An 18,988-nucleotide genomic window follows, 5' to 3' on the forward strand; every position below is an offset into this window, starting at 1 on the left:
CGTTCGTTTATTGATCTTCAAAAATATAAAATAATTCAAACAGACCAACCACTTATCGCCATTTTTCATATACCTACTTGAAAGCACACTCTTTCGTTTCTTCTTTTGTCTTCCTCTCTACCCAAACTTACATCCTACCATCATCCCTCCCATTTCCCTTCGTTATCTCTTCGTTCCTATAGAAGCCTATTTCAACGATAGAATAACGAACACATAACGACAAGATGCAAGCTATAACATTGATTACAAGAATATTTACGCTAAAACACGTTAACTTTCTAAACATTCGTTTCCACGCTGGATACGGGCATTTCCAACCGATGAACAACCATTATCATACCCGGTAAGTCCCTTAAAGACAAGATAAAGACGAGACACGAACGACTTATCTCGTCTTTATCACCTCCATATACCCAAAAAGTCCCCCCTGTTTTTATCTATACCACCACATAATCAAGACTTAAACGGTTTCTTTCAATATACTATGGCATCACTTGTTATTTCTCAAATGACAAAAGCCTATTCTTTCCTCTCGGACACGAAAAAAGTGATCCGGGGAATCCCGGACCACTCACCCACCACACGGTGCATCCAAAAAGCAACATTCAACCCTACATCTGCTTTGCCAGTTCGTCAAAATAATAGGTCACGTAATCTATATTTTCTCGTGTCTTCAAATTTGGAATAATTCCCCTTCCCACTTGAATAAACTCTTTCAATGCCGCTTTATCCTCTTGAGTTCGGAAATAAACCGATACGGGCATTACCATCATCATCACGTCAGTATCAGAGAAAGCGGGAAATACCTTCTTGCAGAATTTCAACAATTCACCGGTATTCTTTTCCTTGTAAGCATTAGCCAGATCCACGTATGCCTTTAAACGTTTCTTATCATCCGTTTTCAACGTTCGGATCACATTCCCGATCTCCTGAATATCATCAAGAGTCGTTTTCGTATCACGTCCCCAAACAATGGATGACAAAACACCCGCATAGAGCATCCCTAAACGTCGGTCGACTTTTTCCTGTCCCACCTGTTGACTAAATTGTTTTCTATGCTCCAGTAAAAACCGATAATTCTCAGAATTAAACGGGGCCAAATCATTATTATCAAACAAAATCCAACACGTCGAATCAATCTTCTCAACATCCGTCAACTGCTCGGATAAAATTCCGGCAACCTCTCTCAAGCGGTGAACCTCACTCGCACCCGACAAAGCCCGTAAGTATTTCAACAAGAACTCCTTATCTCGCTCTCCTTGTTCATATCGAATGGCCAACGTTCCCACGGTCTCCGTTTGTTTCATGGAATGTTCCACCCGTTGAATAATTCCATCAACATCCGTCCCGCCCACCAGCTTATCATGGACCACGCCATCCGGCCGAATTAACACGAACGTCGGGTAAGCCCCGATACCCAGTTTCTTCGCCAGTTCCGGGCCTTCTCCCTTCTCCATGTTATACTTCACGTTCACGAAACGGGAGTTAAAGAACACTCCCGCTTTCGCTCGCGTAAAAACTTGTTCTGCCATCACCTTACAGGGACCACACCAGGAAGTGTAGGCATCCAAGAAAATCCACCGATTTTCTTCCTTCGCTTTCTGCAAGGCCTCCTTGAAAGTAAGCGATTCGAACCTTACCCCCTCTTGCGCCCGCAGTAAGGTGAGGGACAAACAACACAACAACATTAAAATTACCTTTTTCATTCACTGAAAATTAAAGAATTAATCTTCCACAGGTAATGTAGCTTTATACTTGTCAAATTCCGTCCGGTACTTATTCCCGGAAACCTGAATATCCCAACCGTACTCTTTGAAATATTTAATTATAATCTCATATTTCAACGCTCTCGACTTGCTATTATCCAAGTAATCTTTCTTGATATTCTCGTATGACTCCATCACGAGTAAACGTAACCATTCCGAAAAATCACTCTCAAAAGAACGAGAACTTCCTCCGGTAATATATCCCCCGTTACGGCATAATTCATTCACGGCATTCCGATACTTGATCACGTAAGGACGGCTGTTCACTTCATCTTCGTCTTCATCATCCGCATCCGGATTTTCCTTTTTCCATGCTTCCTCGTCTTTATCGTACTCGTTACCCAATTTTTCGTAAGCCTCTCCATCATCATAAGCCTTACCACCAGCCACGAATTCTTTTAAGGGTTCCTCCATACGAGCCACGATCATCGAACCCAATTTTTTCCACACCTCAGCCGTCAACACGGAATCTTGATAATAATGATTCACCGGATCTGTCACCGGGATGGCTCCATCCGTGGTATTTGGCCACATCAAGATCAACCGACTGCGTCCCAACGCTTTCACGGGATAAATCCAGTAAAGAGAACCATATTGTTTCACGTAGAAAAACTCCAACGGGAAAAACGAATTGGCATACTCTTTAGATACATTACTTAGCAACGCTTCTGAATAATTTAATACTTCCGGAATCTTTTCTTCCTCCAAATTCTCCGCTCCACGCATGGCAACAAGAGCATCTTCAGCCAAAATAGAATTCGTCAGCTCATCAATACTACGAAAATAAGTATGAACCCAAACCCCGTAATCATTATACATCGCTTTTACACGAGGATCTGCATTCTCATCCGGGGAAAACATCTCGACAATCCCCAAATCTTCCGTCGGAGACAATTTACTCTCCTTGTCACAACCACTCAAAAATAACACGAGAGCGATCAACAGTAAATATATATTTCCAGCTTTTATCATGATATTCTATATTTATAAATATTAAACCAACTGTTTATCTAGGATTCAACGGCATATTAGGACTATTCAACTGTTCCGATTCCGGAATTTGCAACACGTAGCGTAAATCCCCCTGTTCCAAGGTATACACCTGTCCGTTCTCGTATGCATGTTGAATTCTCGGTTTCCCTAATCGCCTTAAATCAAGCCAACGCATTCCACAATCAAACGCTAACTCAACCCGACGTTCTTCCAATACTCTTTGCAAGGCAGTCTCATCCGTGAAATCAGCTTTATCCAAAGCGACATAATTATCTTTCTTGATACGGGTCACCAAAAGCCAATTCAGATCAGCAATAGCCAAATCCTTCTCTCCAGTCCGAGCGTATGCCTCCGCACGAGTCACATAAGCCTCACTCAATTTTAACCCGATATAATAGCAATCACTCTGTTGAGTAGCAAACATCCGATACACGGTCGGTCCTAATTCCACGTAATCAGCACTCTCCGGATCAGCATTCGATTCGAAAATATACCGTCTGTAATCAATCACATTCGGATCACGTTTACAAAGATTTAATAATTCTTCCGTTGGCTTAAAGCGAGTTTTACCATAATAGTAGGGATTTTGATTAGCGATGCCCCCCACGAAAAACAATACTTCATTCCGGTAATCGGTATCTATAAACCCGTAAGTATAGCTAAACGCATTCGAGATTTTGTCCAACCCATCTAAATAAGACTGGATCTCGTTCATATCAAACAAAGCCTTGGCATCAATCACGTACGAAGCGGCCTCAATTGCCTCTTCATATTTATTCATGAACAAATAAACACGAGCCTTAAAAGCCTGCAAGGCAATGTAATCAAAACGATACTTACTCTTACTTTCCTTGCCTTGTAAATCTTTGGTGGCCTCATCCAAGTCTTTCTCAATTTGTTCCCATACTTTACCTACCGGAACACGAACGTTATTCTGTGTATTCTGATGCACATCCGTTGCACTCAATGGCATCGGGACACCCGGTTTCTCCAGATTCTCCGTAGCATAATTCTCAGCGTAAAGATTCACCAGATAAAAATAACAATAGGCACGCAAAGCATAAGCCTCTCCCCTCACCGTTTCAAATAAATTCTTTTCTTCGGCAGAGGGTGTTTTCCCGGCAAATTCATCCAACACCGTGTTGGCATAAAATATAGACTGATACAACTGTTTCCAGTAACCATCCTCGGCCCCGTTATATTGGTGCGTTGCCGCCCAGATAAACCACGGTTCATAAGACTTTGTCACGGCTGCCGAAGCGTTCAGGTTTGCATACACGTTATCAGTCGCCAAATCAGTATTAATAAAGAAATTCGACCGCGGGTATCCACCCAATAAAACAGATTCAAAATCTTCCACGCTAACCGGTAACATACTGTTTACCGGTTTTATATCCAGTAAATCACAACTACTAAACAACGTAAGTAGTATCAACACATGAGTATATAATATCTTTTTCATAATTAATAACATTAAAATTGTACAGATAGCGAGAACGAGTATGTACGAGATAATGGCAAATACGTGTTCCCGAAAGAAACATTAGCATTACTCGTTGATCCATATTTCATGACAGCTCCCGTTGCCTCCGGATCTTGGCCTTTTAATCTCGAATTTTTCCACACGTGCAAGTTATTTCCTTGTAACATAAAACGAATATTCTGAATACCTAAATCCCGAAGTTTCTTCAAATTCAAGTCATAACTCAAAGAGAGATTCTGTAACCGCACGAAATCGCCCTTCACGGTTCTCAAATCACTGTTATTGTACATCGTTCCGTTTGATGGGTAGGGATAGAAAACAGCATCATCAAACTCATTAGCTTCTAATCTCGGGACGTCGGTAAACTTCTCGTCACCCGGTTTTCTCCACCTAGAGGCCCACTCCTTAGACATGTTCTGTGTTGCCTCCGGGTAAGCAAAAGCCTGTCCGTCCGTCATGTTCCGTAAACGAATCACGTTTCCAAAGTTTCCTACTAATAACACGGACAACGTTACATTCTTATACATAAACGTGTTGGTGAAACCACCTTGAACCAAAGGCATCGTCGTACCAGAATACTCCAACCCCTCAACATTATTCATCCCCTTCAGAACTTTCTCCCCTTTCTCATTATAGAACTGGGCACGTCCCTCTTCATTCAATCCAGCATATTTATATGACCACAACCCGTTAATCGGCTTACCCACGATAGCGGCAGACGCGTAATCCGTTCTCTGAGCATTAGTCATAGAACTATATGTCGGTGTTGAATACGCATCCAAAATTTCATTATAGTTATAACCGAAATTAAAATTAGAGGTCCAACGGAATCCGCCCGTATCAAGATTTACCGTGTTCAAAGAAAGCTCCCAACCGGTATTCTTCATGGATGCCCAGTTTACAGAAACTGACGGGAATCCGGATACCAACGACACTTGTTTACTTCCAAGTAAATCAACTCCTTTTTTGTAGTAATACTCTAATGTACCGGCTATTCTACGATTAAATAGTCCGAATTCCAAAGCCAAGTTCGTGGAATAGTTCTTTTCCCATTTCAAATTCGGATTCTTCGGGGCAGAAATGACCAAATAATTTTCGTTCTTAATGGCATCGATCGTACCCACTTTCGCCACCAAGTCAGAATAAGCATCTGCCACGTTTCCTTGGCTACCGTAAGATCCTTTCAAAGTCAAATAAGTCAACCATTTCACGTCTCTCAAGAAGTTCTCTTCCTTCACTTGATAATTAAACCCAACTGACCAAAGCGGTTGGAAAAGATCATTTGTTTTCATTCCGAAACGGTTAGAGCCATCCGTACGGGCATTGAAGCTAATCGTGTACCGATTCTTGTACGTGTAACCGGCCACACCGAACCAAGATACAGCCGCTGTTTCATTCATGTTCTCCGTCCAGTAAGGAACGCCTAATTTTGCCATCAAATCCAATTGCAAAATTTGTTGATGTCCCCGATCATGAGCATAACCGTAGATTTGAGTAGTCTCCTCCTCGTATTTAGAAGTCCGTATCTCCTGACCAATCATCACGTCGAAACGGTGGTCTTCATTAATAACCGGCATGTATGAAATCTGGTTACGGAAAGTGAGAGAACTATTATTCGTTCCTTTACTTTGGCGATAGCCACCATCATGCCATACCGGTTCAAAAGTGGTATTATCATACATATCCTTCTGACGAGCACGTACAAAATAGCTATCTTCTGTTGCAACATCCACATCCGTCGTATTCGATTTAGAGAAAGAGAATAAACTGCTGAAAGTTAAATCCGGCAAAATCTTCCATTCGATATCAACCGTTCCCTTCAACCCGAAACTCTTAGATTTTCTCCAAGCTTGCTCCCGATTTTCCAAGAAATTAAACTTCAAATCATTATAATACATGTAATTAAAATCACCATTCTCATCGTAAGCATTATGAGCCCGGGTCGTGTAGATTGCCCACTCATAAGGATTTTCTCGTGAATCGGAAGCGAAGAAACTCTTGTTGTTACGCATATTGACGTCCAACATTCCCCCGATTCTCAAATTATGTCTTAACTTGGTGAATACCTTTACCGCCATCGTGTAAGTATCCATTCCCACGCTTTTAGCCGTTGCCTGTTCATCCATATAACTACCGGAAAGATAAAATGTCGTAGTTTCCGATCCCCCAGAAATACTAATACTGTGACGATGGGTTACCGAGTTCCTGAAAAGATATTTAAACCAATCCGTATTCACGGTTTCCAACTGATTCACTCGATCTTGAAATTGTTCCCAACTCATCTTATGATCATGCACATCTATAAAATAACGTTCGAAATCGGAAACCGTTCCATATTGCCCGGCACTATTGGAAGAGGCCTTTAACAACCCTTTTTCTAACATCTCCATGTTCACATCAATACGATCTTTCGAATTCATCATGTAGGCATCCTTCAATTTCGGACGCATTCCAATCGTGATACTCCCGTTGTAAGTCACACGAGTTTTACCTGCAGTACCTTTTTTAGAGGTAATCACGATAACTCCATTGGCAGCCCGTGTTCCATAAATAGCTGTTGCAGCGGCATCCTTCAACACGTTGATTGACTCAATATCATCCACGTTCACGCCACCGATACCGGATGCGATCAAATTTCTATTGTTCAAAAGATCATCAACATTAGCATCCACCGGATCTTCAAGAATAATTCCATCAACCACCCACAATGGTTGAACATTACCACTAATTGTAGATGTTCCCCGGATTCGTATTTGTGGAACGGCTCCCGGAGCTCCTGAAGTACTCACGATTGTCATACCCGGCACCTGTCCTTGTAATAATTTATCAATACTCGGTTGATTCACCATACGCAGCTGATCCATATCTACCGTGGTGATAGATGACGTCAATTTACGACGTTCAATTTTCTGATAACCGGTCACAACTACCTCTTCCATTTCACTCACATCCTCTTCCAACACCACGTTGATCTCCTTTTGTCCCGTGTATGTCACCGTTTTCGTTTTCATTCCGACAAATGAAAACTCCAACACGACCGATTGTTGATCTGGAATAGACAATTTATATGTTCCGTTTATATCCGTGGCTGTACCTAAACTGGTTCCTTTCACCAGAACGGTCACTCCCGGTAACGGAACATTATCTTTATCCACGACCTTACCCGAAATTTCAACGGATTTCACATTCACCCGTGCTGCTGTTTTCCGGGAAACAACAATCACGTTATCAACTAATTCATATCCGTAATTCTGCCCAAACACTAACCGTACGAAATCTGCCACCGAAGCATTATCCAAATTAACAGATACCTTCTTGTTTACATCAATTTCCTGTTTATTAAAAAAGAAATCCTGTTTTAATTGTTTTTCCGCACTGCGGACGGCTTCTTCCAAGCTAACATCTTTTAATTTCAGATTAATAACCGCATTCTGACTGGAAGCCGTTGCCGATACGTGGGTTAACCCTACCAGCATCAGGAATATCATAACCCTCACACCATGAAATAGGTTAAAAAATCCCCTGTATGTACCGGAATGGCACAAACTAAACTTTTTTTTCATAACTTTGAATTTCAAATTAATAATTGAGGTTCTCTTTTGGAGAATCAGACGAGGGTTGTTAACGGCAATCCTCGTTTTTTCTCCTATTTACTTTTTATTGTCACGTTTATTGTTCGTCCATTTATATCAAAAATAACATTACTTGTCTTTTCCACGATAGCTAACACGTTCTTCAAATCCATATCCCGGTTAATCGCTCCCCGGAATTCATAACCTTTCGCCTCCGGGGCCAGATAGACCACATCAATATCATACCACCGTTTCAACTGACACATCAAGTCACCCAGAGTTGTAGAAGGAAAAACAAAACGTCCCTGCCGCCAAGCCGTGAATTGTTCAACCTCCACTTCCTTCAATTCCGTCTTGCCCGATTTCAAATTCAACACGCTCTGCATACCCGGTCGCAAGGTTACCTCTTCATTTTCTTTCTCCGAGGTAAAGCACACCTTTCCTTCTACCAGCGTGGTATAAATATAATCTTCATCTCCGTACGCCTTGATATTAAACGAAGTTCCCAGCACGGTAACATTCGACTCTTTCAGATGAACAACAAAACGCCGAGAAATATCTTTTTGCACATCAAAATATGCCTCCCCCTTTAAGAACACCTCTCGTTCCCCGGAACCGAATTGTACTGGGAACCGTAGTTCCGATTCGGCATTCAACCAAACCCGAGTTCCGTCACTTAACTCTAATTGATAGAATCCACCAGTCGGTATTTTCAACGTATTGTATAAAACTTCCGTCACATTTTCATCCAACATCTTTGCTTGTACATAAGTCAAACCCTGTAAAGAATCATCCTTAATACCGGATACACCATGATCTTGAATCTGGCGTCCGGAACCATCTAATGAAACACGTTTTCCATCAGCCAAAATCAATTCAACTTTAGACGCTTTACGCTCGCCTATATTAACTTGTTGAGGAACTTTTTGCTCTATTGCTAAATAAGAATCATTCCACAAATACAATGAACTCAACACGATACAAAAAAAGACTGATGCCGCAACAGACCAGCGCATAACTAGTTGACGTTTTTTCCTTCTGTTAATGGCTTGGTGTAAACGTATCCTCTCCTCGGCTTTTCTCTGCTCGAAATTCCAACTCTCGTATTCCTGACGGATAGCAACAAATTCCTTCAACATCTCCACGTGTTCCGGATCACTCATCCAAGTCTCCACTTGCCCGTTATCCAACTCGTTTCGACGTGTAAGGATCTGATTAGCAAACTCTATATCTTTCTCGCTATACTTCATCTCTCTTGATTTTTCATAGCTAATACACGTACCCCCCAAAAATGGGCGACAAGAGAAATAAAGTTTTTTGAAAAAAATTAGAACATCTATTATAGACATCCTATCACGACAAACAATTTACTGAAAACATGAACATTACATTCTTTTCAGACACCAAAGTAGCATGATCAAGTCTTCTTGTAATTCATCCCGTAGGAATTTCAAAGCCCTAGTAATATGTGTCTTTACTGTATTCACGGTAATATCCAATTCTTCTGCCACCTCCTTGTATTTCTTCCCTTCCACCACACATTTTACCAACACTTCCCGCTGTTTTTCCGGTAATTGTGCCAATTTTTCCTCCAAACGAACCAATCGTTTTTCGTAATCATCCAATTCTTCATTCGCGGCCTCCAACAATTCGGTTACAGTCTGTTCATTCCCCGTCACCACACGCAAATGTCTCAAATAATTCAACGCACAATTTTGAGCCAACGTAAACAAATAAGATTTTACAGGATAAACCGGATTTAAACGTTTCCGGTTACTCCACAACGTAAGGAAAGCATCATGAACAATATCCTTCGCTACCTCTTCATCCCGTACATAATTAAACACGAAACCCATCAGTTTCGTGAAATGTAATTCGAACAAATCCTCAAAAGTCTTATTGTCTAAAAGTTCATTCGCCATATAGCAATTGTCATTAATACGCCCGGAACTTCGTTTTGACAAAATTAAATAATTTATTAAACTAAAAAAATAACATACCAAGATAATGATTTACGAAAAAAGAGGAATTGCCGCTCAGATGCCGCAATTCCTCGATAATTTTTTGAAAAAATTATTCTAACCAATTTCAGATATACTCTTTTATCAATATTATTCTTTTCAGAACACAACAAATTGTATTCATTTCTGTAATTCAGATTCAATTATTTTTTTCAAACGAGGATCTGTAGGACGAGGAGCCTCCTCCATAACAACACATCCCTTCTTGTCAAAGACGACAAAACGAGGAACCCCTATGATATGATAGTCTTTCGCAAACTGACTTTGATCACCAGCATGTAATTGGATGCCTTCCAAATTTTTCTCTTTGACGAAGTCTATCCATTTCTGTCTATCTTTTTCCTTATCCAACGACATCCCGATAAACACAACATCCTCCCCTCGCAACCCCTCTTCCAATTTTTTTAAATAGATATGCTGTGCCAGACAAGCCCCACAAGTCATTGTCCATACATCCACTACCACAACCTTACCTTTGAAGTCCGATAAAGAAACCTTTTCTCCATTCACGTCCGTGTAAGTAAAATTTCTCGCCGGTTGTCCGGCTAAAGAAGGATACAATTTAGTAGCAATTTGTTTAGCTCTCTCCTTTTGATCTTCCGTCAAAATCTCCTCGTTTTCCGTCATAAAAACTTCGTATTCAGGATAATATTTTGCACGTATAGAAAACATATACAAAAGAACTTCTCCTCTCAAACGATCGTTACTAAATATTTTTTCGCCTTGCCCATCCGGCGCAATTTTATAGGTAAAATTATAATACATCATCAACATTTCAAAACCTGTCGGGAATAGTAACATATCATCTGAAACAAATTTTTCTTCAGAAAGAATGGAATCGTAATAAGCAGGCCAATCGGAACGTTGAGGATGTACAGCCCGTGGGGTCATCAAAAACATCATGGCATAATAATCCACGTCATAATCTATCTTACTATGAATCAACTTGTCAAATCCTGAATTTCCACTCCTAATTGTTTTTTTCACGGAATCAATTTTTGTAACGAATCTCGTTAACCAAGGGAAAAACTCTTCATAAGTTATCCCTCTTCCTGTCATGGCACGCAAATCATTCACATATTTTTCCCATTGATAAAGAGCCTTATTCTCTCTCGTATTTTTCCCCGTCACCCCCCCCTGTTCCAACAAATCAATCTGAATCTTTTCCCCCCCCTTCACATAAACAGGGAAATTTTTTTGCTTATCACCCAAAGCATAAAAACCCGGCTTTTCCGGTAGAAACGTAAAACGATAAGACCCATCCTGTTCTACCGTAGCTGTTGTACATTCTTTCACTCTTCCGTTCTTCACTGAGAAAAGTGAAATTTTCGGTAGTTTTTTATACTTGACAATGCCTTCCAAAGTTGTTTGCTTTTGTGCAAATACAACCATATTCACACAAAGAAACAACAATGATAATAATACTCTCTCTTTCTTCATAATCTAATCATCTCCTGAACAAAAAAGTTCATTCATTATTTTTTCAATTCTTCTTCAATCATCTTCTTCAGCATCGGATTAGAAGGACGAGGTGCATTTTCAGTAACTACATTCCCTTTTTTATCAAACAACATAAAACGTGGGATTCCTTTAATTTCATAATCTCTAGCTATCTGGCTCCATCCTGAAGCATGTAACTGTACACCTTTCAAATCTTCCTTCTTCACAAAATCAATCCATTTTTGTTTATCTTTTGCCTCATCTAATGATACGCCGATAAATACCACATCCTTTCCGTGCATCTCTTCTTCCAACTTTTTCAAAAAAGGAAGTTCCCCTTTACAAGGTCCGCACCAAGTGGCCCATACATCTACCACCACAACTTTCCCCTTAAAATCAGATAAAGAAACTTCTTTCCCATTTATATCCGGATAAGTAAAATTTTTTGCAGGTTTACCTGCCTCAGAAGGACGCAATTTTATTGCAATAGCTTTGGCTCTTTCTTTTTGATCCGGTGTTAAGATTGCGTCATTTTGTTCTATGAAAATTTCATATTCAGGATAAAACTTCGCGGACGCAGCAAATGTCCACAAAAGGGTCTCTCCTTTCAACTGATTATTATTCAATGCATCAGCACCTTTTCTATCCGAACCACTCATGGTTGCAAAATTAGTATAAGCTAACACCATATTAATCCCCCGCGGGAACTGCAATACGTCGGTAGAAGTAAATTTTTTGTCTGATACGATTGTGCTATAAAAGGCAGGCCAATCAGAACGTTGAGGATGTACAGTACGCGGCGTCATCAAAAACATCATGGCATAATAATCCACGTCGTAATCTATTTTCTTTCGAATCAATTCGTCAAATTTCGGATCTCCACTTTTGATCGCTCCTTTTATTGAATCTAGCTTAGTCACGAACTGAGTAAACTCCGGAAAAAACTCTTTATAAGTTGTCTGCATCACCATTGGCACAATAGATTGATAACGAATACTATTAGCAAAATCTTCCCACTGATAAAGAGCCTGATTTTCCTTAGTATTCTTTCCCGTCAACATAGCTTTTTTCTCCAATAAATCAATATTGATCTCTTCTCCCCCCTTCACGTAAATCGGGAAACTCATTCGGCGATCTCCCACCGCATAGAAACCTGTCTTTTTCGGAATAAATGTAAAACGATAGGAGCTATCACGTCCCATCGTTGCCGTGGCATATACTTTCATGTCCCCATTCTCTATCTCAAAAAGCGTTATTTCCGGTGTCCGTTTGTGCTTCACAAACCCCTTTACCGTTGTACTTTTTTGAGCAAATAAAGTAACACTTGTACAAAGTACCCATAATAATAAACTAATCTTTTTCATACATACATTTTTAAATACAATACCCAATATTCTGTCTTATCATTATTTTACAAGAACAGAGAGGTAGCAAGGGAAGGGGATTCCCCTTCCTTAAACAAATATCTCAACTCTAAATTCTTGAATTACTTATTTACATATACCCGAAATCCGTCATTAATGTCTTTATGATTTCATATTTTTCCAATACTAATGGATAATCGGCATATAATTCTTTAAACTCCTTCTCGCTATATTGAAAATAGGCCAAAACAAAATCTTCTAAATCATTGGCCCTTGTCAACGTGTAATATATCCATTGTGATGGATCTTTTCCTTCATTCATAGCATAGTATCGACTATCATAGTCTAAGAAACCATACACTTCACATTTTGCAGACGACATGGCAGCACTAGGAGATGGAGTAACCATTTGCTGATAGTAACTAAATTTTTTGACGGGATCATAACTAACCATATAAAAATCTGACAATTGTTCTTCATCCAATTGCTTCAATGCCAATGTCGCTAAAATAAGCCCTTTGTGTTTATTTTGTTCCTCTGGCGTCATTTTAGCAATTGATTTCACTTGTCCTATTGCTAATGTCAATGCCCCCTGATACACGTTTATATCTTTCCTCTCCACTGCCCATCCGGTCATACGCATCTCGTATAGAGAATCCAGTAAAAGAATGGAATTAAAATACATATTTTCGGGCAATGCCGGTATAAGATAATTATCTAGAAAAAAAATTCCTGCCAATTGATCTTCCGAGCTTTCTAATAAAGAATACTTTCTAGATTGTAGTCCATTATCTGTGACAGGAGCCCCAACCGTGTAATTTATATCTAAAGTACAATAATACATAACGGGATTCCCATAATAATCCACACCGCGTTCTTCCACCCCGATTGTATCATTCACAAAAACAGGAATTCCATATTTTTCATACAACAAAAATCTTTCATGTCCAATAGGATCTTCCGAATCCTCGATCACGAACCAATCCCGATCTGCAAGGGACGGTTTTAATTCGTTTTCATCACTACATCCTACAGCTAGAAAACAAGCCAATATAAACCATATATATCTTTCCATATCTTTCATCATTAAAAACGTATAAATGCCTCTCGATCCGGTCTTGTTTCGTTATCAACCATATTTCCTTTATTAAACTCAATCACATGTTGGGGAATCGGAATCACATATGCCGGTTCAGACTCGTACATATTCAGTCTATAACTACCAACATAGGTTACCTGTCGGATTGAATTATCATAGAAATAATGATCATGTACAATCTCTTTTGTTGACGGGTATTTCGGGTGTACAGCATAACGACGTAGATCAAACCACCGATGCCCTTCTCCACATAATTCCCTACGACGTTCATCCCGAATCAATTCAATCAGTTTTTTTCCACTCCTCGCATCCAATTCTTTATATTCTGCCGCTACAATCCGTTTCACTCGTAACTCCTCCAATACAGCCATTGCCTCCACATCTCTCCCTAACATCGCTAAAGCCTCCGCCTTATTTAATAACACTTCAGGTAAACGCAGTAAAAATTCAGAAGATGCAGTTGTCAAAGAAGATGTTGTCTGTTTCTGAATATATCGTTTACTAGTCGGATCTGTCTGGTTCACATACATAAAAAATGTCGAACGTAAATCTGTCCCCCGATCTTGCTCCTTACTGTACATTTGAACAAGATCTTCAGAAGCTTTATATCTGTTGACACGAGCAAGTTCACTCCCGGATGCAATGCCAAAAGCACTTATATTTCCTGCAAAAGTACCCGCTCCTTGAGTAAAAATTGTTTCCACAGAAGCTTGATTTATCACATCAACCGGAACAATATCATGTATTCCATACATATCTGCAGGAGAGGCTACCGTTTGTGCAAATTCGTTATAATCCAGTAACACATAATCCCCTTGTAGAACAGAATCTGCAGCTTGTAGAGCAGCTTCATATTCACCTAAATACAAGTAGACACGACTCAAAAAAGCCTGAACAGCATGATAATTTGCTTGAAAAACACTTTGATGCGCTTTCCCTTTTAACAAGCGAGCTGAAGCCTCCAAATCACTCGTAATTAATGAATAAGTTTCTTCCACGGTATTTCTCTTAAAATAAATATCTTCAATATACTCCGTGGTCTTCAAAGGTACGCCCAAATCCGTTGAAGCCGACTCTTTCACGTAAGGCTTAGCATAAGTATTCACCAAAAAATAATAATAAAAACCTCGTAAAAAATGACATTCTCCACGCAAACGCTCCACTTCTTCCGGGAAATCGGAAATATCTTTAAGTTTGGATAACACGACATTAATAGCACTGATATTTTTATACAGGGTTACCCAAGTTTCATCCTTATATACCGTATTATTTCTTGTACAAGGGTAACTTGCCCAAATAAAGAAATTCTCATAATCCGTATAATTGGAATTCACTACCGATTCTTCCAAATCGTCATCCATCGTATGTAACCACTTAAAACTTGTACCTCGATCAAGATATCCGTTACCGATCAGCACCTCTTCCAAATCTGTTATCGTCTCAGCATACGCCAGATCCTGAGAATACTCCTTTAAAAAGCTATCACAACTTCCAAACAAGAATACCAGTACACCTAAAATAATATATTGTTTCATCATCCTTCAATTAAAATGTTATACTTAGATTCATTGAATATGTCGGACGAATCGAAAGATTCAATTGATCGGCAGTTCCTGATTGTGAAGGATCCTGACCTTTCAATTTTGAACTGCAAATTGTGAATAAATTCGTTCCAGAAATACCGATATTAGCTGATTTTAGATGCAATTTCTTACAAAACTCTTCCGGCAGCATATAGCGAAATGAAATAGATTGTAATTTCAAATAATCCCCACTTGCTGTCCGAATATCTGAATTATCATACATCTGCCAGATATTTTCTGCAAATTTGATTGAGCTGTAATTTCCGGACTTCCACCAAGGCATTAAAGTCTGTGTATATTCACTATTCTGAAGCAATCCCGGAATATTAGTTCTTTTTTCATCTCCGGGTCTTTGCCAACGATGAACAAACTCTCTACGCATATTTCGTTCCGGTAGGAAAGCCACGCTAGAGCCTCCCGAATTCTCCCCATATAACTTCAACAATCGAATTTTTGAACCTAGCGAATAAGAAAAATGAATCCCCAAAGTCATTCTTTTGTAAGAAAAAGTATTAGTAACCCCACCTTGTATCACCGGCACTTTCGTTCCCGACACCTTCATTACCCGACGGAACACTTCTTCTTTGTCCATCTTCACATACTCATCTTTCATTTCCTCGTCAATATCATAAAACATCGGACGTCCATCTACCGCAGACAATCCTGCAAACTTGTAAGAATAAAACGAATTTAAAGGTTCTCCCTCGATTAGCACATCACCATTCAAATAGTCCTCAAATCGAATTTCATCCTGCACTTTATCAAAACTATTATTATTCACGGCCTTTGACAATAATGTATTCACAATTTGTCCGATCTGAGGATCGAAATCCCAACGAAATCCTCCCACCTCTGCACCTGCCTTAATCGGAGTAAAATTGAATCCCAACTCAAAACCTTTATTCTCCAAGGTACCTGAATTAACCACGTAACTATCCATACCGTTGATATCCGAGATCGTTTTGGTCAGGAAAGCATCTTTCGTTTTCTTGTAAAAGTAGGATACGGTACCACGCACCCGATTGTCAAATAAAGCAAAATCCACAGAGGCATTGATCGTTCCCGTTTTCTCCCAGCGCAGATTCGGATTCGGGTAATGCTTTATTTCCGATTCATATTTCCCGAAATCGTCATTATAATCTCCTCGTTCAATGATTAACTCCGGACTTTGATCGCTCAAAATATTGCCCTGGTAACCATAGGATGCTCGCAGACTTAACAAATTAACCCAACTCACTCCCGCAAAAACATTAGATTTCATATCCCAACTACCAGAAACAGACCACACGGGTAAAATACGTTCATTACTCCGATCCCCGAATTTATTGGAAGCGTCAGCCCTAGTATTAAAATTCAAAGAATAAGCATTATTATACGTATATGTCAAAGTTAAATAACCGGACAATTCATTCTGAATATTATCTGTAATAACTCCTCGGGTTGCCCCTGCAGTATTCATCTGCCATTGAGCAAATGAAGTATAAACTGTCGGATCAAACGTAGTAATAATCTTTCCCCTCTCCGGTAAATACCCTCTATGGGTTTGTTTTTTCCCAACATATTTATTAGATGATAATTCAAACCCGACAGACGCATTTATCAAATGTTTACGATCTTTATCCAAGAACTTATTATAATCCAGCTGTAAACGTGCGGTATAGTTATCATTCCGAGAAATATCCTCACGATATTCCCCACCCATCGGCAATAAACTCCAACTCTTAACCTCATCCGGTAGTGCAATCCCATAATCCGTTCCTCGAAGACAAGCTGCATACCAAGATGATTCATTCATGAACGTCTCTTGTGTCGTATTACTCATTCCATAAGAAAACATCAATTGAGCCTTTAAATTCTCGTTAAAACGATAGTTCAAATCCGTGGTAACTGTTGCAGCATAAGTATTATACTCATCCCGGCAATTCGCCATCTCATTCAGCGCATTAAATGCCAAATGTAAACGCTTTCTTCCCTCGGGGTGATTATAGCTTTTCGTGTAATAGTATAGACTTCCATCCTCATTATAGGCTGGTATCGTTCTAGCCGTATTATAGGCATAATTCAAAATATCAACTTCCGAATTCGCATAATGCCGTTCTCCTCGATTCGCTTGAATCATGAAATTGAATGCCAATTTGTCAAAATTTCCATTCACCTTCAATAAAGTAGAATACCGGTCATTCTTTTCTTTCTTAATAACTCCTTTTTCATCAGAATATCCCAAAGAAGCATAGTAACGAACATTTTCACTTCCCCCGGACAAACTTAAAGTGTGATTATGCGAAAATGAATCCTCCGTGATCAGTTTAAACCAATCCGTATTCACAGTCTCGATGCGATTCACCTCCTGTTGGAATTGCTCGTAAGTATAAACTCCATTCAATAATTTATTAATGGCATCCTCGTATCCCACGTAATTTTGAATATCAGGAAGAGACAATCTTTTTTCAACCAATTCACGGGAATAAGCAACACGTTCCTTTGAATTCATCAAGTAAATACTATTATCCGTGTAACGAGGTCTTCTCGTATAAGTTCCACTCACGTTATATGTCACGGAAGGAGCTCCAGCTTTCCCCTTTTTAGTCGTTATAACAATCACACCATTAGCAGCCTTCGCCCCATAAAGAGCTGTAGCAGAAGCATCCTTTAAAATATCAATGCGCTCAATATCATCCGGATTAATACCAGAAATCGCATTTCCCACTAAATTCACGAAATCCAAATTATTAGCTAATGTCGGACTCACATTCACCGGATCTCGTAATATAATTCCATCCAACACCCACACCGGTTCTTGATTTCCCAAAATGGTCGATGTTCCCCGCACTCTCAATTTAGGAGCTGCACCCACTTGACCGGAATTTTGCATAAACGTCATACCGGGAACATGCCCTTCCAATAATTGATCAACCCGTGTCACTCCCGGCACCTTAATATCATCCATCTGTAAGGTCTGAACGGCACTCGTATTTTTTCTCTTATCGATTGTCTGGTAACCCGTAATCACAACCTCATCCATCTCCTCAACATCGTATTCCATCTGGATCTTATATATGCTTATTTCTGGCCGTAATTTCACGTATTGTGTTTTCATTCCAACAAAAGTTACAACCAATGAATCCACATCTTTCATTACCTCTAAAGCAAACTCTCCCTCCATGTTGGAAGCAGTTCCGACACTCGTTCCCTTCAATAATACTGTCACCCCGGGAAGCGGTTCCCTCGCTTTATCCGTGATAACACCTCGAATCGTCCGACTCGTTTTCCCTTTCGGCATAACCTCAATCTTTCGGATAATAATTGACTGCATCTCAAACTTATACGTGAAAGGCTTGCCCTCAAATAACTTTTTCAATGCAAAATCAACGGTTACGTCTTTTACGTTTAAAGAAACCATACCGATCTCATTCAGCTGCATAGCACTGTACACGAAATTCAAACCGGTCTGTTTATTAATCTCTTTAAAAATTTCCTGCACCTTCACTTGTTCCAGATGAATGGTAACCTTCTGATCCATAGCCATTACCCCCCACGGTACTAGCAAAAATATTTGCAACAAAAATACTTGCAAAGCTTTACACTTTACACTTTTTAAGTTTAAAATACTCTTTAAACCAACCCACTTTCGTTTTTTTTCCATAAATTTGTTATTTACTATTTAACA

Annotated in this window: 11 protein-coding genes; all 11 read right to left on the reverse strand. The window is 39.6% G+C overall.

Features of this window, described 5'->3' with window-relative positions; genetic code table 11:
• Positions 1 to 611: 611 nt before the first annotated feature.
• Positions 612 to 1,706, reverse strand: a complete 1,095-nt coding sequence (locus tag QVC79_RS11745; RefSeq protein ID WP_270594943.1) for a thioredoxin family protein — start codon at positions 1,704 to 1,706, stop codon at positions 612 to 614.
• A gap of 18 nt (positions 1,707 to 1,724) precedes the next feature.
• A complete protein-coding gene (locus QVC79_RS11750) occupies positions 1,725 to 2,738 on the reverse strand; it encodes a hypothetical protein (RefSeq protein ID WP_270594944.1) in 1,014 nt (337 codons plus the stop codon).
• 34 nt (positions 2,739 to 2,772) lie between these two features.
• Positions 2,773 to 4,221 carry a RagB/SusD family nutrient uptake outer membrane protein gene (locus tag QVC79_RS11755; protein ID WP_270594945.1) on the reverse strand — a complete coding sequence of 483 codons (1,449 nt, stop codon included), beginning with the start codon at positions 4,219 to 4,221 and terminating at the stop codon, positions 2,773 to 2,775.
• Positions 4,222 to 4,232: 11 nt separating this feature from the next.
• Positions 4,233 to 7,805, reverse strand: a complete 3,573-nt coding sequence (locus QVC79_RS11760) for a SusC/RagA family TonB-linked outer membrane protein (RefSeq protein ID WP_270594946.1) — start codon at positions 7,803 to 7,805, stop codon at positions 4,233 to 4,235.
• An 83-nt stretch (positions 7,806 to 7,888) separates the two neighbouring features.
• Complete coding sequence (locus QVC79_RS11765) at positions 7,889 to 9,064, reverse strand: FecR family protein (RefSeq protein WP_270594947.1); 1,176 nt, start codon at positions 9,062 to 9,064, stop codon at positions 7,889 to 7,891.
• A 135-nt stretch (positions 9,065 to 9,199) separates the two neighbouring features.
• Complete coding sequence (locus QVC79_RS11770) at positions 9,200 to 9,736, reverse strand: RNA polymerase sigma-70 factor (RefSeq protein WP_270594949.1); 537 nt, start codon at positions 9,734 to 9,736, stop codon at positions 9,200 to 9,202.
• A 219-nt stretch (positions 9,737 to 9,955) separates the two neighbouring features.
• Positions 9,956 to 11,275, reverse strand: coding sequence for a TlpA family protein disulfide reductase (locus QVC79_RS11775; protein ID WP_270594953.1), 1,320 nt, complete (start codon positions 11,273 to 11,275; stop codon positions 9,956 to 9,958).
• A 35-nt stretch (positions 11,276 to 11,310) separates the two neighbouring features.
• A complete protein-coding gene (locus QVC79_RS11780) occupies positions 11,311 to 12,639 on the reverse strand; it encodes a TlpA family protein disulfide reductase (protein WP_270594954.1) in 1,329 nt (442 codons plus the stop codon).
• A gap of 130 nt (positions 12,640 to 12,769) precedes the next feature.
• The gene (locus QVC79_RS11785) at positions 12,770 to 13,714 is read right to left on the reverse strand and encodes a hypothetical protein (RefSeq protein ID WP_270594956.1); all 945 of its coding nucleotides are present in this window, start codon (positions 13,712 to 13,714) and stop codon (positions 12,770 to 12,772) included.
• An 11-nt stretch (positions 13,715 to 13,725) separates the two neighbouring features.
• Positions 13,726 to 15,273 (reverse strand): RagB/SusD family nutrient uptake outer membrane protein, encoded by a 1,548-nt coding sequence (locus tag QVC79_RS11790; RefSeq protein ID WP_270594957.1) that lies wholly within the window; start codon positions 15,271 to 15,273, stop codon positions 13,726 to 13,728.
• Between the two features lie 10 nt (positions 15,274 to 15,283).
• Complete coding sequence (locus QVC79_RS11795; RefSeq protein ID WP_270594959.1) at positions 15,284 to 18,964, reverse strand: SusC/RagA family TonB-linked outer membrane protein; 3,681 nt, start codon at positions 18,962 to 18,964, stop codon at positions 15,284 to 15,286.
• Between the last annotated feature and the right edge of the window lie 24 nt (positions 18,965 to 18,988).

Source organism: Butyricimonas sp., assembly GCF_019423355.1.
Taxonomy (GTDB): Bacteria; Bacteroidota; Bacteroidia; order Bacteroidales; family Marinifilaceae; genus Butyricimonas; species Butyricimonas faecihominis.

Excerpts from the sequence above, each read along its gene's own strand:
- QVC79_RS11745 (WP_270594943.1), bottom strand. The coding sequence starts at position 1,706 with ATGAAAAAGGTAATTTTAATGTTGTTGTGTTGTTTGTCCCTCACCTTA.
- QVC79_RS11750 (WP_270594944.1), bottom strand. The coding sequence starts at position 2,738 with ATGATAAAAGCTGGAAATATATATTTACTGTTGATCGCTCTCGTGTTA.
- QVC79_RS11755 (WP_270594945.1), bottom strand. The coding sequence starts at position 4,221 with ATGAAAAAGATATTATATACTCATGTGTTGATACTACTTACGTTGTTT.
- QVC79_RS11760 (WP_270594946.1), bottom strand. The coding sequence starts at position 7,805 with ATGAAAAAAAAGTTTAGTTTGTGCCATTCCGGTACATACAGGGGATTT.
- QVC79_RS11765 (WP_270594947.1), bottom strand. The coding sequence starts at position 9,064 with ATGAAGTATAGCGAGAAAGATATAGAGTTTGCTAATCAGATCCTTACA.
- QVC79_RS11770 (WP_270594949.1), bottom strand. The coding sequence starts at position 9,736 with ATGGCGAATGAACTTTTAGACAATAAGACTTTTGAGGATTTGTTCGAA.
- QVC79_RS11775 (WP_270594953.1), bottom strand. The coding sequence starts at position 11,275 with ATGAAGAAAGAGAGAGTATTATTATCATTGTTGTTTCTTTGTGTGAAT.
- QVC79_RS11780 (WP_270594954.1), bottom strand. The coding sequence starts at position 12,639 with ATGAAAAAGATTAGTTTATTATTATGGGTACTTTGTACAAGTGTTACT.
- QVC79_RS11785 (WP_270594956.1), bottom strand. The coding sequence starts at position 13,714 with ATGGAAAGATATATATGGTTTATATTGGCTTGTTTTCTAGCTGTAGGA.
- QVC79_RS11790 (WP_270594957.1), bottom strand. The coding sequence starts at position 15,273 with ATGAAACAATATATTATTTTAGGTGTACTGGTATTCTTGTTTGGAAGT.
- QVC79_RS11795 (WP_270594959.1), bottom strand. The coding sequence starts at position 18,964 with ATGGAAAAAAAACGAAAGTGGGTTGGTTTAAAGAGTATTTTAAACTTA.